Genomic DNA, 23,699 nt, shown 5'->3' with positions numbered 1-23,699 from the left:
GGTCAGGGTCCGTCGATATTCACCTCATGCTGGCCTGCAAATGGCGGCTTTCTGCGGCCGCGATCAGCCCCCACAGGCGCGAACAGCAAGAAGCTCCAGCCCCGGAAGGACGCCCTACTCCGCCTCGGCCACCATCTGCCGCCCACCAACCCAGTTCCGCCAGGCTTCCTCGTCGCCGTGGAACACGTTGAGGTCGATGCGGCCCCTCACCCCGTGCGACAGGCCGGAGCCGGAATACTGCCAGAACACCCATTTGCGGCCGGGATAGACCTTTGCCGGGTGCTGTGCCACCGCGCGCAGCCAGAATGGATAGTCCAGAAATGCGCCACGCAGATTGTCGCGGTAGAAATCGGGCGCGGTGTAGATGATCGGCCGCTGGCCGTAGTGGCGCTCGAGCTTGTCCATGAAGACCTGCATCTTCTCCAGCACCTTCTGCCGCGACGGCCGCCGCTTGCAGCTGGATTCGCCGTTCCACTCGACATCGATCACCGGCGGCAAGGCGCCCTCGACCCTCGGCACGTTGCGGATGAACCAGTCGGCCTGCTCGCCTGCCGTGCGGCACCAGTAGAAGAAGTGATAGGCGCCGCGCTTGAGGCCGGCGGCGTCGGCATTGCGCCAGTTCTTCCTGAACATCGGGTCGAGATGATCGCCGCCGTCGGTCGCCTTGATGTAGGCGAAGTTCGCGCCCTGCGCGCGCAGCTTGCCCCAGTTCACGTTGCCCTGCCAGCGCGAGACGTCGACGCCGTGAACGGCGAGGTGTCTGGGCGAGGCCCTGCCGAAATTGATCGGCTTGGCGTCACGAAAACGATAGCGCTGGACCGGCTCGGCGAGCATCGGTGCTGCCTGTGCCAGCCGCGTCGGCGCCACCAGGGCAATCGGCTCGGCGGGTGGTTCGATGCTTTCCACAGGCTCTGGAGTGGCCATAGCCACAGTCTGCCCCGCCTCTTCCTGCGCGAAGTCGGGTGCCGCATCGGCCGCACCGACCGACGCTACCGGCGCGGGCGGCCGCACAACCGAACTGGTCGTCTCGCTGGACGGCACTTGCAACGCGTCGACGCCGGACGTGGATGTGCAGCCGGCAAGGCACAGAGACGCGAGCACAAAGATGACGACGCCTGAAAACCGCATCTGGACCTGTACGCAGAACACAACAGACCGAGGGCAAGACAACGCCGCCGGACAAACCAGTCCAGATTACTAACGAGAAATTACCAACAAAGTTTGAATCAAATTGTTAGGACGAGAGGGCAAGCAGAATACATGGCTTCATCGCCGCAGCGGTGATTGCTTGGAACGCCGGCAGGACAGAGAGGGCGCGAAGGATCGCCGATGCCTGCAGGCCCGCTGCCTAGCCGCACAGCCATAGCTTATGGCAGCTCTCGGCTACCATGTGAGCGGGCGGTACGAAGCGGTCGGTGTCGGGGCGATCGGTGACGGGATTGACCGGCGCATCATCCCGGCGAACCTTTTCTTCAAGCAGCGAGCGAAGCTCGGCCGGCTGCACGCGGTCGCGCTCCATCACGAGCTTGACCATCGGATCGCTCAAAAGCTCATCCAGGGTGTTGATTCTGTCCTTCATCCGTCGCCTCCTCGACTGCCGACCCGCACGTAATAGATAGGCGGCAATGATGGCTCGCCAATGACGCTTTGCCGGCGATCTCGTGTCCCGGATGAAAAAAATTGGGCACTCCCTGTGCTTCAGTTCGCCTGTGCTTCGGTTCGCCTGTGCTTCAGTTCGCCTGTGCTTCAGTTCGGGGGTGGGGCGCCTTCATATTGCGGCAGTCCGTCGTCGAGCTGTACCCAGGGCTGCTTCGAGGCGGTCCACATATGCATCTGTGGCTTGAACACGGAAGGATCGTCAAGCGAGCCGGAGGTGACGCCGATGATGCCGGCGGAGTCGCGCCGGGAAAACAACGTCGTGCCGCAGCCCGGGCAAAAGCCGCGCTTGAGATCGGGCGAGGAATTCACCAGCGCCACCGGTCCTTCTGTCGTCACGTCGTCGATGCGGAACAGCACGCGGGCGTTGAAGGCCGCGCCCAACGCCTTCTGGCAAAGCCGGCAATGGCAGACGCGCTCGTTGATCGGTGCAGCATCAGTGCGATAGCGCACCGCCCCGCACAGGCAGCCACCCTGATACCCGGCCATATCTGCACCCCTCATTATCTGCACCCCTCATTATCTGCATCCCTCATTCTGAAGATTGGCGGCAAGGTAGCTGCCGGTATAGCAGCGTCAATTGAAAAGCTTTGATGGCGCCATCTGTTGGCGTGATGCGGCCGGCGGGACTTGCGGTGCGGTTTCAGCAGCCGCTCTGCTGTTCTGGTCAGGCGTGACGTGAAACAAGCGTCGCCGGCCATCTCCGGAGACGGCCGGCAGGCAGTTGTCAGGCGGTCAGTTCGTTTCGCTGACGATCTCGTCCCAGGTCTTGACCTTGGTCTCGCCATTGAGAAAGGGCAGCGCGGCAGCCACCAGTTCCGGCGCGAAGAACACGTCGTAATGGGTGCGGTTCGGCAGGATGGCCAAGCGGTTCTGCGACAGGTTCTCGCGCATCCAGCCGGCGTCCTTCAGCCCGCCGCCGAGCATCTGATAGAACTTGATCTCATGCTCGGGCCGGTACATGTCGCTGTCGCCAAAAACCAGCATGACCGGCATCTTCAGCTTCGCCACGTCGGCGGAGTAGTCGTAGTCCTTGCGCATATGGGCGCCCAGTTGATCGAGCAGCTTCGGAAAGTCCTGCGGATGCGGCGCAACCGCCGCGTAGGACTTGTACATCGGCGTGTCCTTCATCATGTCGGCCATCGCCGCGCCGACCTGCGCCTGCTGGGTGCGCATGTCGGCATAGAAGCCGTCCGAGGCATAGCCGGTCGAGACCAGGACCAGCCGGCGCACGGCTTCGGGATGCTGGACGGCCATGCGGAAGGCAACGCCGCCGCCCAGCGAGTAACCGATGACATCGACCTGCTCGTAGCCGAGCGCCTTGACGATCGCCGCCATGTCGTCACCCATCGCCTCCAGGCTGAGCGGCCGGTCGCCGAGCGCGGTGCGGCCGTGACCATGCAGGTCGACGCCGATGACGGTACGGTTTTCGGCAAACTTCGGCAGGATCGGCGCGAACATGTCGGTCGTGCCCAGACCACCATGCAGCAGAAGCAGCGGCTCGCCCTTGCCGTAGACGGCATAATAGTAGTTCAGGCCGTTGATCGGCAGCAGGCCGGATTTCGCCGGCTTCGGCATTGCTTTCGTTTCGGTCATGGCGGGCTTTGCCTCCTCGGCTTTGGTGGAGCTCGGCGCAGCGAAGAACGCTGCGGCCGAGACGAAAATGGCGAAAAATATCGATCTGGACATGTCGGCCTCCTCCCCTTCTTGCCGGTGGATCAAAGCCGCTTAGCGACTTCTTCGAGCTGGTCGGCACATTGGCTCCAGCCCTCGTGAAAGCCCATTTTTTCGTGCTGTTCGCGGTCGGCGACGCTCCAATGGCCGACCCGTACGATGTAGCGGGTCTTGCCCGTGCCCTCGTCCTCGAGTGTCACCACGCCGGTCATAAATGGCTTTTCGGAAGGCTCCCACGCCTTGGTATAGGCATCGGTGAAGACGAGCTTCTTGCCTGGCACGACTTCGAGGAAGACGCCGGGGTTCGCGAACTCGTTGCCGTCGGGACCGGCCATGACGATCAGGCTGGAGCCGCCGGTGCGAACGTCCATCTCGGCGCGCGGCGTCGTCCACGGCTTTGGCGCGAACCATTGCGTTACGAGTTTCGGCTCGGTCCAGCAGCGATAGACGTTCTCGCGCGGCGCATCGATGATGCGGGCAAGAACCAGTTCACGGTCGGAGCTGGGGGCGATATCGAGCTTGGTCGTCATGATGGTCTCCTCACTTGCTGCTAAAGAGTTGGCTTGAATGCCCGTTTCCGTCTCAAGGACGAGTGGGCAACGCGCAGCCCGACAGGGTCTCGCGAAAAACTTCGCCTGGCCGATTCCGGCGGACGCCGAATGAGAGCTTAGTGGCGCTTGGCTTGCACCAGATAGGCGTCGATCTCGGCCTCGCCGAGCCACTTCGCCGCTTCCAGCCGGTGCAGGCCTTCGACCAGGATATGGCGCTTGCCGTCGTGGCGCACCTGGATCGGCGTCTTCATGCCGTTTTCCAGAATGTCCTCGGCCAGATGCCGGACGGTCTCGGGATGCAGTGTCTTCCTGCGCGCGGTCGGCACATAGATGTCGTCCACCTTAACCTTTTGCACTCTCAGCATGTCGGCTCCCGTGGCGGAAAAGGCCGCCCTTTGTGAGATAATCTGTTTGGCAGGCAAGGCCAAGGCCGGCTGTCAGCTATCGCTGGCCCGATCGTTTCCAATTGACGCTTGCCCGGCAGATGGTCGAAATGACGCGTTCGACCCTTCACAGGCGTTCATGACCAAGCTTCCTACCGAATTCCCCGATTTCGGACTGACGCCCCACCAGCGCCGGCAAGCCGTGCGCGGCCACTACTGGGAGTGGCCGGGCATGGATGGCGAACGCGGCGAGATCTGGTGCTACAGCGACCGTTTTTCATACAGCCGGGGCGAGACAGTGGCGCTGCATGTCAGTTCGACAGCCTCCAGCTTCAGCGTGGCGATCGTCCGCGACGGCGGCACCGAAACGAAAATGTTCGAGACGGCCGGGATCGCGGCGCGCTGGCAGGATACACCCGACCAATGTTCGGTCGTGGGCTGCGGCTGGGACGCATCGTTTGAATTCCGCGTCGGCGACGACTGGCCGTCCGGAGCCTACCGCGCCACGCTGACGGCGGATGGCCGCGACGGCAAGCCGATCCGCTGCTACCATCTTTTTATGGTTACCCCGCAGCCCGGCAAGAAACGCGGTCGTGTGCTGCAGGTTGCCGCCACCGGCACCTGGCTTGCCTACAACACTTGGGGCGGCTCCAATCATTACGAAGGCATCACCGGCCCGAACCGCGACCAGTATGCCCCAATGGTGTCGACGCAGCGGCCATGGTGCCGCGGCTTTGTTGTTCTGCCGAAAGAGGCGCCGCGCGTGCCGCTCGAGGTCGCCGTGCCGCCGAAGACCGCGCCGCGCTATCCGCATATGGAATGGGCTTTCGCCACCGGCCATTCGAAGAAATACGCCTCGTCCGGCTGGGCAAGCTATGACAGCCACTTCTTTCGTTTTGCCGAACGCGCCGGCTATGCCGTCGACCTTGCCAGCCAGCACGAATTGCATTTCTCGCCCGAAATCCTCGACGGCTATGACTGCGTCGTGTTCGTCGGCCATGACGAATATTGGACCTGGGAGATGCGCGACGCTGTCGATGCCCATGTCGAACGCGGCGGCCATGCGGCGCGCTTTGCCGGCAATTTCATGTGGCAGACCAGGCTGGAGGACGAGGGCCGCCGCCAGATCTGCTACAAATACCGCGCCCGCGACGAGGATCCGGCCTATCGGGGCGGCGACGTGAGCCGCGCCACGAATTCCTGGGAAGCGCCGGAAATCGGCCGGCCGGGTGCCATGACCTTCGGGCTCAATGCGACCAGGGGCCTTTACGCCGGCTGGGGCGGTTGCGCGCCGCGCGGCGTGCGCGGCTATCCGGTCTACCGGCCGGAGCATTGGGCGTTTGCCGGCACAGGCATCTACTACGGCGACCTGCTCGGCGCCGACAGCCATGTCTATGGCTATGAGGTCGATGGGCTCGATCACGAAATCCGTGGCGGCCTGCCTTACCCCACCCCCGACAGCGGCGCACCGGACGGGCTGCAAATTCTCGCGGTCGGCATGGCTGCCCAAGTCGAGGAGAGCGCCGACATCGCGTTCGAAGACCAGTTTCTCGGCGACGAGGACGGACGCTTCACCGCCGAAACGCTGTTCGGCGAGGCGAGCGAAGCCAATCTCGAAAAGGTCAAGCGCGGCAACGGCATGATCGTCAATTTCCCGCGCGGCAAGGGCGAGGTGTTCCACGCCGGAAGCTGCGAATGGGTCGCCGGCCTGCTAAGGCAGGACGCGATGGTCGAGCGCGTCACCAAGAATGTACTCGACCGCTATCTCGGAAAATCCTGACATGCTGAAGTCCCAGACCCCTGCCCCGGACACCGAGACGCGCCCGCCGTCGCATCTGTTCTATCTGTCCAGTTTGCGCAGGCCGCTGGTCGATCGCGCCGAAGGTATCTACATCTGGACACAGGATGGCCGTCGCTTCATCGACGGATCGAGCGGACCGATGGTCGCCAATATCGGTCATTCCAACCGCAACGTGCTCGATGCGATGAAGCGGCAGATGGACCGCGCCACCTTCGCCTACCGGCTGCATTTCGAGAACGAGCCGGCCGAGGAACTGGCGCGGGCATTAGCCGCCAAACTCCCCGAAGGCATGGACCGCATCTTTTTCGTCTCGGGCGGCTCGGAAGCGACGGAATCCTGCATTAAGCTTGCCCGGCAGTGGGCAGTGGCGACATGCCAGCCCAGGCGCTGGAAGGTGATCACCCGCTTTCCCTCCTATCATGGCGGCACGCTTGGTTCGCTGTCCGTCACCGGCGACGATGCGCTGGCCGAAACTTTTGCGCCTATGATGCAGGTCATGCCGACCGTGCCGGCGCCGGCCGCCTGGCGCGACCGTGACAATCTCTCGATGGAACAGCGCGGCATTCGCTACGCCGACATGCTGGAGGAGAAAATCCTCGCCGAGGGACCGGAAAGCGTCCTCGCCTTCATCATGGAGCCGGTCGGCGGTGCTGCCACAGCGGCGCTGGTGGCGCCGGACAGCTACTACCCGCGCATCCGCGAAATCTGCGATCGCTACGGCATCCTGCTCATCCATGACGAAGTGATGAGCGGTGCGGGCCGCACCGGAAAGTTCCTCGGCGGCGACCACTGGAACTGCAAGCCTGACATCGTCGCGCTGTCGAAGGGGCTAGGCTCAGGCTATGCGCCGCTTGGCGCGTTGGCCGCACCGATGCGGCTGGTGCAGCCGCTGCTCGCCTCCGGCGGCTTCCAGCATGGCCATACCTACGCCGGCAATCCGCTCGCCTGCGCCGCCGGGCTCGCCGTGCTCGGCGAGATGGATCGTCTGGACCTGATCGCCAACGCGGCTGACATGGGCGATATTTTGATGGCCGAGTTGAAGGGATTGGCCAAGCGGTTTCCGTTTATCGCCGACGTGCGCGGCAAGGGCCTGCTGCTAGGTGCCGAGATGGTCGCCGAACCCGATACGCTGAAGCCGATCGCACCGGCGAAGAAGGCCACCCAGCGTCTGCTCGACCTCGCCTATGAACGTGGCCTGATCATCTATGGGCGAAAGGTCAAGGGCGGCGTCGACGGCGACAATTTCATGGTGGCGCCGCCGATGATTGTCACTGCCGAGCAGATCGGCGAGATCGTCGCCATCATCGGCGACTCGCTGCAGGTGCTGGCCGGCGAGCTCGACCTGCCGGTCGAAAGCTGAAAATGGCGCCACGAAAAGTCATCATCACCTGCGCCGTCACCGGGTCGGTGCACACGCCGTCGATGTCGCCGCACCTGCCAGTGACGCCGGACCAGATCGCCGAAGAAGCGATCGCGGCCGCCGAAGCCGGCGCCTCGATCCTGCATCTTCACGCCCGTGATCCCGGGGATGGGCGGCCGACCGCCGATCCTGATGTGTTCATGCAGTTCCTGCCGCGCATCAAGCAGGCGACTGACGCGGTGATCAACATCACCACCGGCGGCTCATCGCTGATGACGCTCGACCAGCGGCTGGCCGCACCGCTCAGGGCCGAGCCCGAAATGTGCTCGCTCAATATGGGCTCGATGAATTTCGCGCTGTTCCCGATGCTCGACCGGCCAAGGCAATGGCAGTACGAGTGGGAGCCGAAACTGCTGGAAGCGACACGCGACACGATCTTCAAAAACACATTTGCCGATATGGAGACCGTGCTCGAAAGACTTGGAAAGGGCTGCGGCACACGCTTCGAATTTGAATGCTACGATGTCGGCCACCTCTACTCACTGGCGCATTTTCGCGACCGGGGGCTGGTGTCGGGACCGATGTTCATCCAGTTCGTGTTCGGCATTCTCGGCGGTATCGGCGCCGATCCCGACAATCTGGTCCATATGAAGCGCATCGCCGACAAACTGTTCGGCGACAGTTACCAGTTTTCGGTGCTGGCCGCCGGGCGCCACCAGATGCCAATGATCTCGATTGCGGCGGCGATGGGCGGCAATGTCCGCGTCGGGCTGGAGGACAGCCTTTACGACGGCCGCCAGCTGGCAAAGTCCAATGCCAATCAGGTGCGCCGTATCCGCAGTGTGCTCGACGGGCTGTCGCTGGACGTCGCCACGCCCACTGAGGTGCGCGAGATGCTGGCGCTCAAGGGTGGCGATAGGGTAGCTTTTTGAGACGATCTGAGATGCTTGCGTTCCGTCCCACCCCCCTCTGTCCTGCCCTCTTTGCCGCCACTTGGCATCTTCCCCGCAAGGGGGGAGATCGGATGTCCCAGTCGTTTTCGCCAATCGCGAACGTCGCAGGATGTGCGGGTAGATTGACGCTGCCAATCTCCCCCCTGTCGGAGGAGATGTCCGGCAGGACAGAGGGGGGTACCTTGGCGCCCCACTTATCGTGACCGATCCTGCAAACGACATTCTCATCCGGCCCGGCACCGTCGAGGACGTCGAAACGATCCATGCCGCAATCCTGCGACTTGGCGCTCATATCGGCGCGCCCGGGGAAATCACTTCTACGGCCGAGGACCTTCGCACCTATGGCTTTGGCGAAAACCCTGCCTTCTCGACGCTGATCGCCGAGGTCGGCGACGAGTTTGCCGGCCTGTGCCTGCATTTCCCGATCTTCTCGACCTGGATGGGGCGGCCCGGCGTTTATGTGCAGGACCTTTATGTCGAGGATCGGTTTCGCGGCCGCAGGATCGGCGAACGCCTGCTGCGGCGTGCCGCGCGAGAATGCCGGAAGGACGGCGGCGCCTATCTCAGACTGTCCGTCGATACCGACAATGAAACCGCCAAGGCCTTCTACGAAAGGCTGGGCATTGCCTGGTCGAGCTACGAGCAGGTGCAGAAGATCGTCGGCGACGCGTTCTTTGCCTTCGCCGATGCACCCGATGATGAGGAGCCAAGATGAAAGCCTTTTATGCCGAAGAGCAGAAGCGCCACGATCCCAAGGCGTTCCTCTCCAGCGGCGCCCAGAAACCCAATCCGGAAAAGCCGGAACGCGTCGAACGGCTGCTCGTCGGCGCCAAGGCCGCCGGCTGCACGATCGAACGGCCGAGAGATCACGGGCTTGGTCCGGTTGCGGCGGTCCATGCGCCCGAATACCTTGATTTTCTCGAGCACATCTTTGTGCGCTGGCAGCGCATCGAAGGCGCTTCGGCCGAAGTGATCCCCAACATCCATCCGATCGCGCGGGGCGGCTCTTATCCGGCATCGGCGGTCGGCCAGGCCGGCTACCACATGGCCGACACCGCTTGCCCGATCTCCGGCGAGACGTGGCGGAGCGCGCTGTGGAGCGCCTGGAGCGCGGTCGAGGCCGCTGAGGGCGTGATGTCGGGCGCACCGGCTGCCTATGCGCTCTGCCGTCCGCCCGGCCATCACGCCTTTGCCGATGTCGCCGGCGGCTTCTGCTTCATCAACAATTCGGCGGTCGCGGCACAGGTGCTCCGCAAGCAAGCTGCGCGGGTGGCGATCCTCGACGTCGACCTGCATCACGGCAACGGCACGCAAGGCATTTTCTACGCACGGCCGGACGTGCTCACCGTCTCGCTGCATGCCGATCCGGTGCGCTTCTATCCGTTCTTCTGGGGTCATGCAGACGAACGCGGCGAAGGAGCCGGACTCGGCTACAATTTCAACCTGCCGCTGGCGCGCAAATCCGGCGATGCCGCGTTCCTCGAAGCACTCGACGTGGCGTTCCAGCGTATCCGCGCCTTTGCGCCGGAAGCGCTTGTCGTGGCGCTCGGCCTCGACGCCTTCGAGGGCGATCCGTTCGGCGGACTATCGCTGACGACGCAGGGCTTCTCGCGCATCGGCGAGGCTATCGCCGGTCGCGGCCTGCCGACGGTAATCGTCCAGGAAGGCGGCTATCTCTGCGACGAACTCGGCGACAATCTTACTGCCTTCCTCACCGGGTTCGGCGGCGGCAAGAAACGCTAATATCAGCCGGATGTCGCGTCAGGATCGCTCCTGTCGCAGCATCGCGATAACCCGATGCACGCTCTCCAGCGTCTCGTCGATCTCGGACGCCGTATTGTAGTGGGCGATGCCGATGCGTATGACGCCTTGCTCGGCCGGAATGCCGAGCTGATGCACGATCTCCCAGGCGTAGTTGTGGCCGGACCACAGGAAGATGTTGTCCGCATTCATCTGCCGTACGATCGTCTCCGGCACGATGCCGTCGACGGTGAACGAGACCGTCGGCACGCGCTCCCCGATACACGCCGGATCGGTGATACCGTGGATCGTCAGGCCTGAAACGTCCGACAGCCCGTCGATCAGCCTTTGCGCCAGCGGATTTTCGTAAGCTGTTGATGTTTCGAACGCCTTGGCGATCCTGGCGCGGCGCGAACCGCCTGCCGCCGCGCCCAGCTCCGCAAAATAATCGACCGCGGCCGTCAGTCCGGCCATCAGTTCGATCTGCGGCGTGCCGAGTTCGAACCGCTCCGGCAGAGCATTGGACGAACAGCGGCATTTATACGGTTTCAGGGCGTCGATGACGTCAAGTCTGCCCCATAGGATGCCCATGTGCGGGCCGAAGAATTTATAGGCCGAGCAGATTAGGAAATCGCAGCCGAGATCCCTGACGTCGATCAGGCCGTGCGGCGCGAACTGCACGGCGTCGACATAGACCAGCGCGCCGGCCTGCTTGGCAATGCGCGTCAGCGCCTTCACCCGGTTGATCGAGCCGGTCAGATTGCTGGCGTAGTTCAAGGCGACCAGTCGCGTCCTGTCGGTGAGCAGCGCAGCAAGCGCCGCCTCCTCGATCTGCCAGCTCTGCTGGTCGAAAGGCAGCCAGCGCACGACAAGGCCAAGGTCTTCGGCCAGCTGCAGCCAGGGCGATACGTTGCCTTCGTGGTCCATGCGGGTGAGGATGATCTCGTCGCCGGGCTGCATCGTGCAGCCAAGCGTGCGCGACATGTGATAGGTCAGTGTCGTCATGTTGGCGCCGATGATGATTTCCTGCGGGCTCGCAGCACCGAGGAAATCGGCCATCGCCGCATGGGCGTCGTCGACGATCTGTTGCGCCGCAATCGTGGTTTCGAAGAAGCCGCCGAGATTGGCGTTTGTGGTCAGCAGGCAGCGTGACACCGCGTCGGCTACCGCTTGCGGCACCTGGGTGCCGGCCGGGTTGTCGAGATAGATGCGGCGACGGCCCTTGTCGGTCAGCGACAGTGCCGGGAATTTCTCGCGCACGACCTCAATCGGAAAAGTCACTTTTTCTCCCTCCCTCTTGTAATCGTTTGGCAATCACACCTTACAGCGCCGGAAAGCAGCTCACGGACACGGGTTGCCGACACGCTGGTGGATTGCGTCGACCGCCTTCTGCATTTCCTCGGTCCAGACGACATCGGCGGAAGACAGCGCCATTTCGAGCTGCGAAAGGGTCGTCGCGCCAATGAGGCTCGAAGTGACGAAAGGCCGGCTCGCGACATAGGCGTTGGCAAACAGTGCCGGCTCCATGCCGAATGAGCGCGCCAGCTCGTTGTACTCGAGCTGCGCCTCCGCGGCATTGGGCGTCTCGTAACGCTGACCGCGGTTGAAGAGCTGAGAACGCGAGCCCAGCGGCCGCGCGCCATGGTCGTACTTTCCGGTCAGGTAACCTTGTCCCAGCGGCGAATAGGCGAGCAGGGAAACCTGTTCGCGCTCGCAGACTTCGGCAAGATTCACCTCGAAGCCGCGGTTGACGAAGTTATAGGCGTTCTGCAGCGACACCAGCCGCGGACCTAGGCCCTTGTCGGCTTCGGCGATGAACCGCATGACGCCCCAGGAGCTCTCGTTCGACAGGCCGAAATGGCGGATTTTTCCGGCCTTCACCAATTCGTCGAAGACGGCGAGGGTCTCGGCGATCGGCGTCTCGCCGGCCGGTGTGCCGACGGCATCGGCTCGCAGCGGCACGGCGCCGACGCGGTTCGGGTTGGCGCCCCACGGCACGGCGCGCTCCGGCCAATGGATTTGATAGAGATCGAGATAATCGGTGTTGAGCCTGGTCAGCGATTTTTCGACGGCATCCAAGATGTCGGCGCGCACCAGCTTCGACGGACGCCCGCCGCGGAACCATGCATTGGCGGTGCGGCCAACCACCTTCGAGGCGAGGATCACCTGATCGCGGTTGCCTTTCGCTTTCATCCAGCTGCCGATGATCTTCTCGGTCCAGCCTTGCGTCTCCGCCTTGGGCGGGATCGGGTAGAGCTCGGCAGTGTCGATGAAGTTGATGCCGCGCGAAAAGGCCAGATCCATCTGGGCGTGGCCGTCCGCTTCGGTGTTCTGCTGGCCCCAGGTCATCGATCCCAAGCAGATCTGGGAAACAAGAAGATCGGTCCGACCGAGGCGGCGTTTGTGCATGGAACTTTCTCCGGCGGGAAGTTTTTGCGCGGCTGCGCGGGGAGGAAGGCACAGCATACAGGAATGCGAGGGCTGTCTCCAAGCCCGCCGCCAATCGCCGACGACTTTTCCATGAAATCCAGCCAACGGCTACGCAGCAGACAACAAAAAGCCGGACTGCATTTTTCATGCAGTCCGGAATTTCGCCAGGAATGGCGAGGAAAAACCGGCCCTGTGCCGGCGTTCAGCTATACGGTCCGTCCGCGCCGGAAGTTTCACCGGTAATCAAAAAAACCTGTGCAGCATGGCTGCCATGCAAATGCTGCACTGCACAATTGTCATGATTTGCTTATATTGCGACTCGGGGAGGACCAACCAGGGGCTTGAATCATGGGTTTTCTCACTGAAATGTTCGCCCGTCCGCGTCCGCAGGAACATCTGCGCTACCGCGCGGCTCTGGCGCTGCTTCATTCGATGAGCAATGCCGACCGTGCCGACATCGGCATCAAACCAGCCGATTTTCCGCGTGTCGCTCGCGAAATGTCCTCACGTTAGTCACGGATATCCCGGCTCGACCGGGATATCTCCTCGCCATTCTTCAACGCGATCCCATGAAAATCGCCTTGCTCAGCGGCACGCCATTGTGGCGCAGGATGTCGTAGGCGGTGGTCACGTGGAAATAGAAATTGGGCATGGCGAGATGCAGCAGATACTGCATGCCGGCCATCGAGAACTCGCGCTGGCCAAGCTTCAGCTCGATCATTCTGTCATCGGAGCCGTCCATATCGGCAGCCGAAAATGTCGCCAGATGGTCGACGGTCTTGGCGATGCGCGCCTGGAGATCGGCAAAGCTCGCCTCGCTGTCCTCGTATTTCGGCACCTCGCGGCCGGCAAGCCGCGATGGCGCGCCCTTAGCGTGGTCGGTGGCGATCTGCACCTGCCTGGTCAGCGCGTACATGTCCGGCGCCAGCCTCGACGTCAAAAACACCTGCGGATCGATCTTGCGGTCGAGCGCATTCTGCTCGGCGATGTTCAGCACGTTGGATAGCGCCTTCAACCTGGCCGAAAACACCGGAACGGACGCTTCGTACATCGATATGGTCACATGAATCTCCTATCCGGCGGGAACGCCGAGGGCGGCACCTAGCGCCTCCGCGGGCGATTCTTCAAGCGCCACCACGTCGCCGCAATCGGTATGATAGGATTCCCATCTGGTGGAGATTCCCGATGAGAAGCGCCCTTTTCGCAGCGACCGCTTTTTTCTCCCTTGCCGTGACAGGCCAGCCAGTGCTCGCCGCCGAAGCGCCCTATGTCGACGACAGGTCGAACGCCGAAGCGGTCATCCGCTCGTTCTACAGCGCCATCAACCGGCAAGAATTCGCGCGCGCCTGGGACTATTTCGGCGAAACCAAGCCGGCCAAGGATTTCGGCGCCTTCGTTAAAGGCTATGACGGCACCGACACCGTCGAAGTCAAAACCGGTGGTGTGTCCGAAGACGGTGCGGCCGGCAGCATCTATTACAATGTTCCGGTCGCCATCCGGGCGACAGCCAAGGACGGCAGCGAAAATGTCTTTGCCGGTTGCTATACGTTGCGCCAGATCAACGCCCAGATCCAGGAACCGCCATTCCGCCCGATCTTCATCGACAAGGGCGCGCTGAAACCATCCAAGGCCGATTTCGAGGACGCGGTGCCGGCAAGCTGCGGCGACGGACCGCCGCCGCCGAAGAAAGATGCGGCGCTGGAGCAGGTCAAGAAAGCGTTTGCAGCCACCTATGGCGAACAATGCGACAAGGAAATGCCAGGCGGCGAGCCCTTGGCAGAGCCGGACGCCTACTCCCTCCGCTACAAGTATCCGGGCTCCGAGGCCGACGAGCCGGAACTCGAGACGCGGCTATTCCGCTTTTTCTGCTCGATGGCCGCCTATAATGAGAGTGTCGTCTACTATGTCTACGACGACGTATCAGGCGTCCGGCAGTTGCAGTTCGCCTCGCCGGAACTCGATATCCACTATGAGAACAACAATAGCGAAGGTAAGGTCGAGGCGATCAACGTCATTGGCTTCCAGACCGACGACCAGCTGGTCAATTCCGAATATGACGACGCCACCAAGACGATCTCGTCGCTCAACAAGTGGCGCGGCGTCGGCGATGCCTCGTCAGTCGGGACCTATCTGTTTCGCAACGGCAATTTCTCGCTGGTGCAGTACGATGTCGACGCCTCCTATGACGGCGAGATCAACCCGCAGACGGTGGTGGACTACAACACCGCGCCTTAAGGGGCCTTCGACAGCATCCAGTTGAGCGTGCCGCGCCAGTCGGTCATGCGGATCGGCGTACCGTGCGTGCCCGTCTCGAAGCGGACAAAGCGGGCCGGATAGGTTTTCGATTTGGTCAGGATCGAACGGAAGAAGGCTTCCTGTTTCTCGACTGCAAACACCGGGTCCTTGCTGCCCTGGCCAAAGAAGACCGGAACACGGCGCTTGAAGGCCAGACTCGAGAAGAAACTTTCATCCCACAGCGAACCGAGCAGCAGCAGCCCGTCGATGCGGCCGCCCGTATTCTTGCGGGCGGCAAGCTTCCAGCACAGTGCGCCGCCCATCGAGCCGCAGGCAACGAAGATCTTCGCGTCCGGCGACCGTTCGGCATAGTGACCGATCAGCGCGGCGATTTGGGCAGCACCTGTGTCGCCGAAATCGGAAAAGTCCGGCGACAGATAGAGGCCGCCATTGCCGGCCATCAGGTTCTTGATGCGGTTGAAATTGCCACCGAAGGTGAAATCGTCGACGCCCTGCTTACGGCTGCCGCCCTGTCCATGCAAATAGAGCACGATGATGGCAGCACCTTGCGTGCGACCGACGGCGACGTGGCGGATATTGCCGGCGTCGGTCTTCAGCAGCAGATCCTGCTGCACCTTGCGCACACCGGTGTCGACATATCGCGGCTGCGCGCGGCGCTCCGGCACCTTGTCGCGAGCGTTGATATCGCGCAGCTCGCGATAGTCGACGACAGTATAGGCGCCCTCGGAAGAGAGGATGGCCGGATAGGCGAACAGGTCGTCCTTGAAGGGCTTTAGCGACAGCGTTTGACCGTACGCCAAACCCGAAAACAAAAGAAAAATCAAGGTCAGAAGCTGTAAACGGAGAGCCATCCCTCAGGGATGCGTTTTTCGGCCTCGGTTTGTCAATCCTGCAGCACGCCGCCGGCGCCTTCCAGCGCCTCGCGGGTGTCAACATCGATCGACGCACCCTTGCCGATCTCGACATCGACGACATCGAGCCCTTCGGCCTCGACTAGATGGCGCGCGCCGGTATCGCCTTCGAGATGAGCGATCGCCGCAAACAGTGAGCGCGGCAACAGCACCGGGTTGCCTCGCTTTCCCTCATGAGAGGCGCGCACGACCGATCGGCCCTCGGACTTGCGGAATTCATCGATCAGCCTGTCGAGATCGGCTGACGCGACGCCAGGCATGTCGCCAAGCACGATCATGGCACCGGCAGCGTCGCCGGCAACTTTCGCGATGCCGGCCTTCAGCGACGAAGACAGGCCGTCAGCGAAATCCGGATTGTCGGCGAAGGTGATGTCCAGGCCCGACAGCGCTGTCCGCACGCGCTCGCGCTGATGGCCGGTGACGACAATTGTATCAGAGGCTTTCGAGCCGAGCGCGCGCTCGGCGGTGCGGCGGACCAGCGGCTTGCCGTCGAACAGCGCCAGCAGCTTGTTCGGGCCGCCCATGCGGCTGGAGCGGCCGGCGGCCAGCAGCACGACATCGACCTTCAACTCGGCTCTGGCCGGCAGCGGCTCGCGCGGCTGTGGCCGCGTCGGGATTTCCATCAACAGACCGCCGACACCCATGCCGGCGATATCCTTGGCCGTCACGTCGAGGCCGGCGATCAACCGGTCAAGAACCCAGTCGAAGCCGTTCTCCTTGGGGCTGCGGGCGCAGCCCGGTGCGCCGATGACGCGCTTGCCGCCAAGCGTACCGAGCACCAACAGATTGCCAGGATCGACAGGCATGCCGGCGCGGATGACGATGCCGCCGGCCTTCTCGATCGCCGCCGGGACGACGTCGCCAAAATCGCTCATCGCCGAGGCGCCGAAGATCACCACCATGTCGTTATCGCGCGCCAGCGAGACCGCAGCCTCCGCAACGGTGCCAACGTCGTGCGGCGTGCGGCGCTCCGCCGTCAGCCGGCCGCCCGACCGCGCCAAGCGGGCTTCGGTGACACGCAACGTCTTGTCGAGCACGCTCTGCTTGATGCCGGGCAGAACCGTCTGGATGACGCCGACACGGACCGGCTGATAGACATTGACGGCAAAGATCTCGCCGCCGGCGCAGATCCTCGCCACCGAATCGACCAGCATGGAGCTGACCGCGAAGGGAATGATCTTCACCGTTGCAACCATCTGGCCCTTTTCAACCGGCGCGTGCTGCGCCAAGGTGGCGATGGTGATCGTCGGATCAACGGCGTTGATGGCGTCGATCATCGCCGCATCGACGGTGAAGATGCCGGCCGCCTGAGCGTGGAGATTAACCCGGCCGGTCGAAGCGGACTTGGCCTCGATGTTGCGATGAATCATGCTGTCCGCGATCTTTTCGGCGGCAGCGTCCTCGCTCAAATCGTCGGGAGCGAGAACAGCCGCGACAACCTCCGAAATCCCTGCTGCCTTGAGCAAAGATACATCATCGGCGTTCAGCCGATGCGCCTTGCGGAAGCGCCGTTCTCCGGCGGTGGTGGCGTGCGCCAGCACCGCGCCTTCAGCCGTATCTACGGGGATCGGCCCAAACTTCACGCCGCCGCGTCCTTCGCTTCGAAGCCGCGCGAACGAAATGCCTTGATCGCTTGCGCCAGCACCGCGACGGCGATCTCTGCCGGGCTGGCAGCGCCAATGTCCAAGCCGATCGGCGCGTGGATGCGGGCGATCTGGTCGGCGGTCGCGCCCAATGCCAGCAGGCGCTCGACGCGCTTAGCATGGGTCTTGCGGCTGCCAAGCGCCCCAACATAGAAGCAGTTGGCGTCGAGCGCCGCCTTCAGCGCGAAGTCATCGATCTTCGGATCATGGGTGACGGCTGCCAACGCCGTATAGCTGTCGAGCGGCTGGCGCGAAAGCACATCCTCCGGCCATTCGGCATGCAGCGCGACATCGGGAAAGCGGTCTGATGTGGCGAAGGCCGTGCGCGGATCGACGATCTCGACGGGATAGCCGGCGATCTTGGCCATCGGCGCCAGTGCCTGGCTGATATGGACGGCGCCGATCACCATCAGGCGCGGCTGCGGCAGGTGGGCGTTGAGAAAGAAGGTTCGCCCTTCCGCCTCGACCGAGCCCGAATTGCCTGACCGAAACGCCTTGGCGATCGCAGCGCCCAATTCGCCGGCGACCTGATCGCCCTCGCGCACGATGCGGTCGCGGCCGTCGCCGAGATCGGTGACCAAGATCGCCGCGCGGCGGGCGCGGCGTTCGACGTTCAGCGTTTTCAGCGCGTAGGGATCCATCGTGTCTGGCCTAACCTAAGCGCTCGACATAGACTTTGATGCGGCCGCCGCAGGACAGTCCGACCTGCCATGCGGTCTCGTCGGCAACGCCGAATTCCAGCATCTTTGCCTTGCCGCTGTCGATGACATCGATCGCCTCGGTGACCACCGCGCCTTCGACGCAGCCACCCGAGACAGAGCCGTGGAAATTGCCTTCCGCGTCAATGACCAGATGGCTGCCGACCGGGCGCGGCGCCGAGCCCCAGGTCTCGACCACGGTAGCAATGGCAACATCCTTGCCGTCTTTCATCCAGCCTTCCGCAATGATCAGCGGATCGCGCGCCTCATCAAGATAAATGCTGTTTTCCATCACCGTTTCTCCCGGAGGAAACATATGGCTATGCGGCGCTTCTCGCGCCACCCTCAATCCATCTGCGTGGGTCGACGGAGCGCGCCGAATTCTTGTCCAGCGACGCGCACAGATCGGCGAGCGCGTCGAGATTGTGCACCGAGCGGAACTCGTCGACATGCGGCAGCATTGCTTTGACGCCGCGGGCGCGCGCCTCGAAGCCGTCGAAGCGCAGCAGCGGGTTCAGCCAGATCAGCCGCCGGCAGGATTTGTGCAGGCGTTCCATTTCCTCCGACAGGCCGGCAACGTCGTCACGCTCCAGCCCGTCGGTGATCAGGAGAACCACGGCGCCCTGCCCCAGCACACGCCGCGACCACAACCGGTTGAATTCGGCCAGCGTATCGCCGATACGGGTGCCGCCCGACCAGTCCATCACCGCCGCCGAACAATCGGCGAGTGCCGCGTCAGGATCGCGATGGCGCATCTGCCGCGTCAGATTTGTCAGCCTGGTGCCGAAGACGAAGGCGTGCACGCGCCGGCGCTTTTCCGTCAGCGCATGCAGGAAATGCAGGAAAATGCGCGTGTACTGGCTCATCGAACCGGAAATATCGGCAAGCACGACCAGCGGCGGGTGAACCTCGCGCGGCGACCGGAATTTCGGCAGGATCAGTTCGCCGCCTGTCCGCGCGGCCGAGCGCATCATGGCGCGCGGATCGATACGTCGGCCATGCGCGTTGGATTTGAAACGCCGTGTCCTGACCATGTCGAAGGGCAGCCGCAACTCGGCGATCGCCTTCTTGGCGTCAGTCATCTCGGCGGCGTTCATCTGGGCAAAATCCTTGCCCCTCAGCACCTCGTTCCCGGAAAACGTGAAGCGAGCGTCGACCTCGATCTCGGGGATTTCCTGCACCGGCTGGTTCTTTTGGTGGCCCTCGAACATTGCCTGGCTGACGCGGGTTTCCGCAGCCCGCGGCTTTTGCTTCTCACGACTGTTCGGCGCAACTGGCGAAAACATCGCCAGCATCTTTTCGATCAGCTCGTGCGATTTCCAGAACAGCCGGAAAGTCTCGTCGAAGGTAGGGTGATCCTCGTGCCGCGACACCAGTACGGCGTGCAGCGTCCAGTAGAAATCGTCGCGAGAGCCGATACCGGCGGCCAGCACCGCCTCGATCGCATCTTTTACCGAGGCCGGGCCGACCCGCATGCCGGCCTTGCGTAGGGTGCGGGCGAAATAGACGATGTTATCGGCGATCCTCCCATCGGACGTGGCCTCTTTCGGTTCGGGACGCGGCGTTGCCATCGCCTACTCCGCCGCCGAAAGCTCGGCCTTCACCTCGTTGAGGATGCGCCGGCCTTCGCCCTGTTCTATACGGGCAATGTCGTCCTGGTATTTCAACAGCACGCCGATCGTGTCGGAAACGGTTTCCGGATCGAGCGCCACCTTGTCGAGTTCGGTCAGCGCGCCTGCCCAGTCGATGGTCTCGGCAACCCCCGGCACCTTGAACAGCTCGATCTGGCGCAGCTTCTGAATGAACGAAACCACCTCTGCCGACAGCCGGCTGTTGGCCTGCGGTACTTTTCTGCGCACTATCTCCAGCTCGCGCTCGGCATTCGGGTAGTCGACCCAGTGATAGAGGCAGCGGCGCTTCAGCGCGTCATGGATCTCGCGGGTGCGGTTGGTGGTGATGATGACGATCGGCGGTTCCTGCGCCTTGATCGTGCCGAGTTCGGGCACCGTCACCTGGAAGTCGGAGAGAATTTCGAGCAGGAATGCCTCGAAGGCCTCGTCGGTGCGGTCGAGCTCGTCGATCAGAAAGACCGGGGCGGCGCCCGCCTTGCCGGTCAGTGCGTCGAGCACCGGGCGGCGGATCAGGTATTTTTCGGAAAAGACGTTGCGCTCCATGTCGGAGCGGTCGACCTTGCCGGCCGCCTCTTCCATGCGGATCTCGATCATCTGCGCGGCGTAGTTCCACTCGTAGACGGCGGACGAGACGTCGAGGCCTTCATAGCATTGCAGGCGGATCAGCCGGCGGCCGAGCGCTTGCGCCAGCACCTTGGCGATCTCGGTCTTGCCGACGCCGGCCTCGCCCTCAAGGAACAGCGGCCGCTTCATGCGCAGCGATAAGAACAGCACGGTCGCCAGTGACCGATCCGCCATATAGTCCGCACCGGTCAGCAGATCGAGAGTCTCGTCGATCGTCGGCGGCGCCGGGCGTGGTTTCAACTCGGTCATTCTCTCTCCGTGGGTGCAGCCATCCAGGGCCTCTACAGAGCGTGATAGCCGCGGTCGTGATAGATCAGCGGCCGCAAATTATCGCCGGTGCGCAGGCCTGTCACCTTGCCAAAAAGCACACGGTGGGTGGCCAGATCCTTGGTGTCGATCAGTTCGCAGTCGAACACGGCGAGCGCGCCCTTCAGCGTCGGCGCACCGGTCGAGATCACGTCCCAATCGCCCAACGCGAAACGTTCCTCGACGGGCAGACCTGTGAGGCCGGAAAAGCCGACCGACAGCGCCTCCTGGTCCGAAGCCAGCGTGTTCAAGGCGAACCTGCCATTCTTCACGAACGGCTCATTCTTGGGATTTTCGCAATTGAGGCAGACCAGGATGGTCGGCGGCGTGTCCGAGACCGAACAGGCTGCAATGACAGTCGCACCGCGCCTGCCGGCGGGACCGTCGGTGGTAACCACATGGACGTGGCCGGCAAAATGGCTCATCGCGTCGCGATAGGCCTGCGGCCCTATGTCGTTCTTCTTCAGCACCGGCGATTTCCATTGGTTTGAAGCGAGGTGAACCGAACCGCTATATATGGCGGCATATTGAATGCCACAAGCGAAGTGGTTGACATGCATCTTGAATTTCGCGTGTTGCGTGAAAGCTGACCAGCCTTTAGGTCTTGGCAGGAAGTGGCCCCGGCAAACAGGCGACCGCGGCAGAGGAATTCTTCGCTCGCATGCGACCCAGGACAACGACAATAGCGGTGCTGGCCTGGCTGTCTCTCGCTGGTGATGCGAACGCTGAGACGCTGCTGGTCGGCGTCGCAGCACCACTGTCCGGGCCGTCGGCGATCCTCGGCAAGCAGATCGAGGCGGGCGCTGGCCTGGCGGCAGCGGCGAACGGCGCTCAACTCAAGGTTGTCGACGACGCCTGCACGGCCGATGGCGGGGCTGCCGCGGCGAGGGAATTCGCTGCGGCGAAAGTCGGCGTGGTCGTCGGCTTCCTCTGCACCGAGGCGATCGAGGCGGCACTGCCGATCCTGAAGGACGCCAACATACCGGTCATCACCGTCGGCGTGCGCACCGAAAGCCTGACCGACCGGCGCGCCAAGACCGGCTGGCCGATCTTTCGTCTCGGGCCGCGCGGCGACGACGAGCGCAACGCAGTCGCCTCCATCCTCACCCGCCAATGGCAGAACGAACTGTTCGCCGTCGTCGACGACGGCACCATCTACGGCCGCGAAATCGCCGAGACGCTTCGGGCGGCAGCCGAGCAGGCGGCGCTGAAACCGGTGTTCGTCGACACATTCCGGCCGCAGCTCGACAACCAGATCGGGCTGATCGGGCGGCTGAGGAAAGCCGGCGCAACGCATGTCTTCGCCGGCGGCGACGGCGACGACATCGCCATCATGGGTCGCGACGCCGGCCAGCTCGATGCCGGAATCACCTTTGCCGGCGGCGAAGCGCTGCGCACACCGCCCGGCGACGTGGCTTATGCCAGGGGCACGCTGATGATCGCGCCGCCCGAATGGGATGATGTCGCCGCCTCCAAGGTGCTCGACAGCTTTGCCGCGCACAAGATCGTGCCGGACGGCTACACGCTGCCGGCCTTTGCGGCGGTCGAGATCGCCGAAGCGGCGACGGCGCTGGCGGAAACCTCCGGCAAGCCATTGGCCGATGCGCTTACCGCGCATGACTTCAGCTCCGCGATCGGGCCTATCCGCTTTGACGGCAAGGGCGACTTGACCGAGAACCTCTATCGGGTCTTCCGTTTCGACGGCGCGCATTTCGTGCCGGCGGAGGCCAAATGATGTTTCGGACAGGGCCGCGCAATCTCATCACCGATGTCGCCGGCCTGCGCGTCGGCAACGCTTCCGACGTGAGGCTGAAGTCCGGGGTGACCACCATCGTCTGCGACGAACCGGCGGTGGCCGGTGTCCAGATCCTGGGCGGTGCGCCGGGCACCCGCGAGACCGACCTGCTCGAGCCGCACAATTCGATCGAGGCGATCCATGCTGTGGTGCTTTCGGGCGGTTCGGCCTTCGGTCTCGACGCCGCCGCGGGCGTACAGGCGGCACTGCGTGAAAGGGGCATCGGTGTCGAGGTCGGCGGCTTTCGCGTGCCGATCGTGCCGGCGGCGATCTTGTTCGACCTGCGCAATGGCGGCGACAAGGACTGGGGTCGCTATCCGCCCTATCGCGATCTCGGCTATGAGGCGGCACAGGCAGTCGGCATCGATTTTCCGCTCGGCACTGTCGGCGCGGGCAGTGGTGCGTTGAGTTCCGGCCTGAAGGGCGGCCTCGGATCGGCCTCGACGGTGCTCGACAGCGGCGTCACCATCGGCGCGCTCGCCGCCGTCAATCCGACCGGCTCGGTGACGATCGCCCAAACACGCCACTTCTGGGCAGCGCCCTTCGAGATCGGCGACGAGTTCGGCGGGCTTGGCTATCCCTCGCCTATGCCGGAGGACGCGAAAACGATCCTGCTGAAGTTTCGCGACAAGCATATCGGGAAACGGGCGAAGGTCGGCGGCAACACGACCATCGCCATCATCGCCACGGACGCTGTCCTCACCAAGGCCGCCGCCAAACGCCTGGCGATATCAGCGCATGACGGCTTCGTGCGCGCCATTTGGCCGACACACACGCCGGCCGACGGGGATCTGGTTTTCGCGCTGGCGACCGGCAAGAGCGGCATCGAGCTCGCGCCCAATGACGCCATCGACCTCTACGCAGCGGCAGGCGCCACCATGGCGCGCGCCATCAGCCGCGGCGTCTTTGCCGCGACGCCAGCCGATGGCGACCTGTTTCCGGTCTGGTCGTCGCGCTGAATGCGCGCTGCCGTAATCAAAAAGGGGGTCGTCATTATTGGCCGTGATCAGGTGGGGTCGGATTTCTCTTCCTCGAATGTGACCGCAACATCCGATTTTGCCGACAGCCGCACTTTCTGGCCCTCGACTTCGGCTACGAGGCTGAGCGGAATGAAGTGGTGATGCCCCCTGTGAGCGCCCTCGCCGCTGTCGCGCTTGGTCAGCTTGATTCGTTGTCCCTCAACTTTGTCGACGGTGCCGACATGGACGCCGTCGGCGCCGATCACTTCCATATGTTCGCGAATGCTGGCTGCATCGGTCATTGTGGGTTCTCCATTTGAAGCTGCCA

26 protein-coding genes are annotated in these 23,699 nt (G+C 63.3%); 9 read left to right on the top strand and 17 right to left on the bottom strand.

The genetic code is table 11. The annotated features are described in order from the left end of the window. Positions 1-114: 114 nt before the first annotated feature. The 6 genes from AC0L14_RS28035 to AC0L14_RS28010 form a co-directional block, all read right to left on the bottom strand. A complete protein-coding gene (locus AC0L14_RS28035; RefSeq protein WP_473487945.1) occupies positions 115-1,128 on the bottom strand; it encodes a glycoside hydrolase family 25 protein in 1,014 nt (337 codons plus the stop codon). A gap of 220 nt (positions 1,129-1,348) precedes the next feature. Further along, positions 1,349-1,579, bottom strand: a complete 231-nt coding sequence (locus AC0L14_RS28030; protein WP_473487944.1) for a hypothetical protein — start codon at positions 1,577-1,579, stop codon at positions 1,349-1,351. Between the two features lie 167 nt (positions 1,580-1,746). Continuing rightward, a complete protein-coding gene (locus AC0L14_RS28025) occupies positions 1,747-2,145 on the bottom strand; it encodes a GFA family protein (protein WP_473487943.1) in 399 nt (132 codons plus the stop codon). A 246-nt stretch (positions 2,146-2,391) separates the two neighbouring features. Next, positions 2,392-3,345 carry an alpha/beta fold hydrolase gene (locus AC0L14_RS28020; protein WP_473751435.1) on the bottom strand — a complete coding sequence of 318 codons (954 nt, stop codon included), beginning with the start codon at positions 3,343-3,345 and terminating at the stop codon, positions 2,392-2,394. 29 nt (positions 3,346-3,374) lie between these two features. Beyond that, the gene (locus tag AC0L14_RS28015) at positions 3,375-3,860 is read right to left on the bottom strand and encodes an SRPBCC family protein (RefSeq protein WP_473528248.1); all 486 of its coding nucleotides are present in this window, start codon (positions 3,858-3,860) and stop codon (positions 3,375-3,377) included. Positions 3,861-3,997: 137 nt separating this feature from the next. Next, a complete protein-coding gene (locus AC0L14_RS28010; RefSeq protein ID WP_473751434.1) occupies positions 3,998-4,246 on the bottom strand; it encodes a ParB N-terminal domain-containing protein in 249 nt (82 codons plus the stop codon). A gap of 157 nt (positions 4,247-4,403) precedes the next feature. Here AC0L14_RS28010 and AC0L14_RS28005 point away from each other — a divergent pair, with 157 nt between their 5' ends. The 5 genes from AC0L14_RS28005 (at position 4,404) to AC0L14_RS27985 (ending at position 10,121) form a co-directional block, all read left to right on the top strand. Beyond that, positions 4,404-6,044 carry a N,N-dimethylformamidase beta subunit family domain-containing protein gene (locus AC0L14_RS28005; RefSeq protein WP_473528249.1) on the top strand — a complete coding sequence of 547 codons (1,641 nt, stop codon included), beginning with the start codon at positions 4,404-4,406 and terminating at the stop codon, positions 6,042-6,044. 1 nt (position 6,045) lies between these two features. After that, on the top strand, positions 6,046-7,425 hold the full coding sequence (locus tag AC0L14_RS28000; protein WP_473528250.1) for an aminotransferase family protein: 1,380 nt from the start codon (positions 6,046-6,048) through the stop codon (positions 7,423-7,425). 2 nt (positions 7,426-7,427) lie between these two features. Beyond that, positions 7,428-8,357, top strand: a complete 930-nt coding sequence (gene kce / locus AC0L14_RS27995; RefSeq protein ID WP_473528251.1) for a 3,5-dioxohexanoate:acetyl-CoA acetone transferase — start codon at positions 7,428-7,430, stop codon at positions 8,355-8,357. A 220-nt stretch (positions 8,358-8,577) separates the two neighbouring features. Beyond that, positions 8,578-9,093 (top strand): GNAT family N-acetyltransferase, encoded by a 516-nt coding sequence (locus tag AC0L14_RS27990; RefSeq protein WP_473487938.1) that lies wholly within the window; start codon positions 8,578-8,580, stop codon positions 9,091-9,093. After that, the gene (locus AC0L14_RS27985) at positions 9,090-10,121 is read left to right on the top strand and encodes a histone deacetylase family protein (protein ID WP_473487937.1); all 1,032 of its coding nucleotides are present in this window, start codon (positions 9,090-9,092) and stop codon (positions 10,119-10,121) included. Before AC0L14_RS27990 ends, AC0L14_RS27985 begins: the two co-directional genes overlap by 4 nt. 18 nt (positions 10,122-10,139) lie before the next feature. On the opposite strand, the gene AC0L14_RS27980 is transcribed toward AC0L14_RS27985, so the two are convergent. Beyond that, positions 10,140-11,399, bottom strand: a complete 1,260-nt coding sequence (locus tag AC0L14_RS27980; RefSeq protein WP_473528252.1) for a cysteine desulfurase-like protein — start codon at positions 11,397-11,399, stop codon at positions 10,140-10,142. A 60-nt stretch (positions 11,400-11,459) separates the two neighbouring features. Beyond that, the gene (locus tag AC0L14_RS27975) at positions 11,460-12,527 is read right to left on the bottom strand and encodes an aldo/keto reductase (RefSeq protein WP_473487935.1); all 1,068 of its coding nucleotides are present in this window, start codon (positions 12,525-12,527) and stop codon (positions 11,460-11,462) included. Positions 12,528-12,896: 369 nt separating this feature from the next. On the opposite strand from AC0L14_RS27975, the gene AC0L14_RS27970 reads away from it, so the two are divergent. After that, on the top strand, positions 12,897-13,061 hold the full coding sequence (locus tag AC0L14_RS27970; RefSeq protein ID WP_023798224.1) for a hypothetical protein: 165 nt from the start codon (positions 12,897-12,899) through the stop codon (positions 13,059-13,061). Between the two features lie 43 nt (positions 13,062-13,104). On the opposite strand, the gene AC0L14_RS27965 is transcribed toward AC0L14_RS27970, so the two are convergent. Beyond that, positions 13,105-13,611, bottom strand: coding sequence for a DUF1993 domain-containing protein (locus AC0L14_RS27965; protein WP_473528253.1), 507 nt, complete (start codon positions 13,609-13,611; stop codon positions 13,105-13,107). 122 nt (positions 13,612-13,733) lie between these two features. Here AC0L14_RS27965 and AC0L14_RS27960 point away from each other — a divergent pair, with 122 nt between their 5' ends. Beyond that, complete coding sequence (locus AC0L14_RS27960; protein WP_473528254.1) at positions 13,734-14,783, top strand: DUF1176 domain-containing protein; 1,050 nt, start codon at positions 13,734-13,736, stop codon at positions 14,781-14,783. Here AC0L14_RS27960 and AC0L14_RS27955 read toward each other — a convergent pair. The 7 genes from AC0L14_RS27955 to AC0L14_RS27925 are packed head-to-tail and all read right to left on the bottom strand — an operon-like array spanning position 14,780 to position 21,087. Beyond that, on the bottom strand, positions 14,780-15,655 hold the full coding sequence (locus AC0L14_RS27955; RefSeq protein ID WP_473487933.1) for an alpha/beta hydrolase: 876 nt from the start codon (positions 15,653-15,655) through the stop codon (positions 14,780-14,782). The genes AC0L14_RS27960 and AC0L14_RS27955 overlap by 4 nt on opposite strands. A gap of 32 nt (positions 15,656-15,687) precedes the next feature. Beyond that, positions 15,688-17,298, bottom strand: coding sequence for an NTP transferase domain-containing protein (locus AC0L14_RS27950; RefSeq protein WP_473487932.1), 1,611 nt, complete (start codon positions 17,296-17,298; stop codon positions 15,688-15,690). Further along, entirely contained in the window at positions 17,295-17,999 is a 705-nt protein-coding gene (locus AC0L14_RS27945; RefSeq protein ID WP_473487931.1) for an XdhC family protein, read from the bottom strand. The genes AC0L14_RS27950 and AC0L14_RS27945 overlap by 4 nt, the downstream gene beginning before the upstream one ends. A gap of 10 nt (positions 18,000-18,009) precedes the next feature. Next, positions 18,010-18,348: an XdhC family protein gene (locus AC0L14_RS27940; RefSeq protein WP_065008152.1), complete on the bottom strand. Its 339-nt coding sequence runs from the start codon at positions 18,346-18,348 to the stop codon at positions 18,010-18,012. A gap of 28 nt (positions 18,349-18,376) precedes the next feature. Continuing rightward, on the bottom strand, positions 18,377-19,627 hold the full coding sequence (locus AC0L14_RS27935; protein ID WP_473751433.1) for a vWA domain-containing protein: 1,251 nt from the start codon (positions 19,625-19,627) through the stop codon (positions 18,377-18,379). A 3-nt stretch (positions 19,628-19,630) separates the two neighbouring features. Further along, positions 19,631-20,560: an AAA family ATPase gene (locus AC0L14_RS27930; protein WP_123149974.1), complete on the bottom strand. Its 930-nt coding sequence runs from the start codon at positions 20,558-20,560 to the stop codon at positions 19,631-19,633. A gap of 32 nt (positions 20,561-20,592) precedes the next feature. Next, positions 20,593-21,087 carry a flavin reductase gene (locus AC0L14_RS27925; RefSeq protein WP_123150093.1) on the bottom strand — a complete coding sequence of 165 codons (495 nt, stop codon included), beginning with the start codon at positions 21,085-21,087 and terminating at the stop codon, positions 20,593-20,595. 191 nt (positions 21,088-21,278) lie between these two features. Here AC0L14_RS27925 and AC0L14_RS27920 point away from each other — a divergent pair, with 191 nt between their 5' ends. Continuing rightward, on the top strand, positions 21,279-22,352 hold the full coding sequence (locus tag AC0L14_RS27920) for a branched-chain amino acid ABC transporter substrate-binding protein (protein ID WP_473528255.1): 1,074 nt from the start codon (positions 21,279-21,281) through the stop codon (positions 22,350-22,352). Next, the gene (locus AC0L14_RS27915) at positions 22,352-23,371 is read left to right on the top strand and encodes a P1 family peptidase (RefSeq protein ID WP_473528275.1); all 1,020 of its coding nucleotides are present in this window, start codon (positions 22,352-22,354) and stop codon (positions 23,369-23,371) included. Before AC0L14_RS27920 ends, AC0L14_RS27915 begins: the two co-directional genes overlap by 1 nt. 47 nt (positions 23,372-23,418) lie before the next feature. Here AC0L14_RS27915 and AC0L14_RS27910 read toward each other — a convergent pair whose 3' ends face one another. Continuing rightward, positions 23,419-23,673 (bottom strand): DUF2171 domain-containing protein, encoded by a 255-nt coding sequence (locus tag AC0L14_RS27910; protein WP_473528256.1) that lies wholly within the window; start codon positions 23,671-23,673, stop codon positions 23,419-23,421. Positions 23,674-23,699: the final 26 nt, after the last annotated feature.

The organism is Mesorhizobium sp. WSM4841 (genome assembly GCF_055811515.1).
This window is presented reverse-complemented; position numbering and strand designations above follow the sequence as displayed.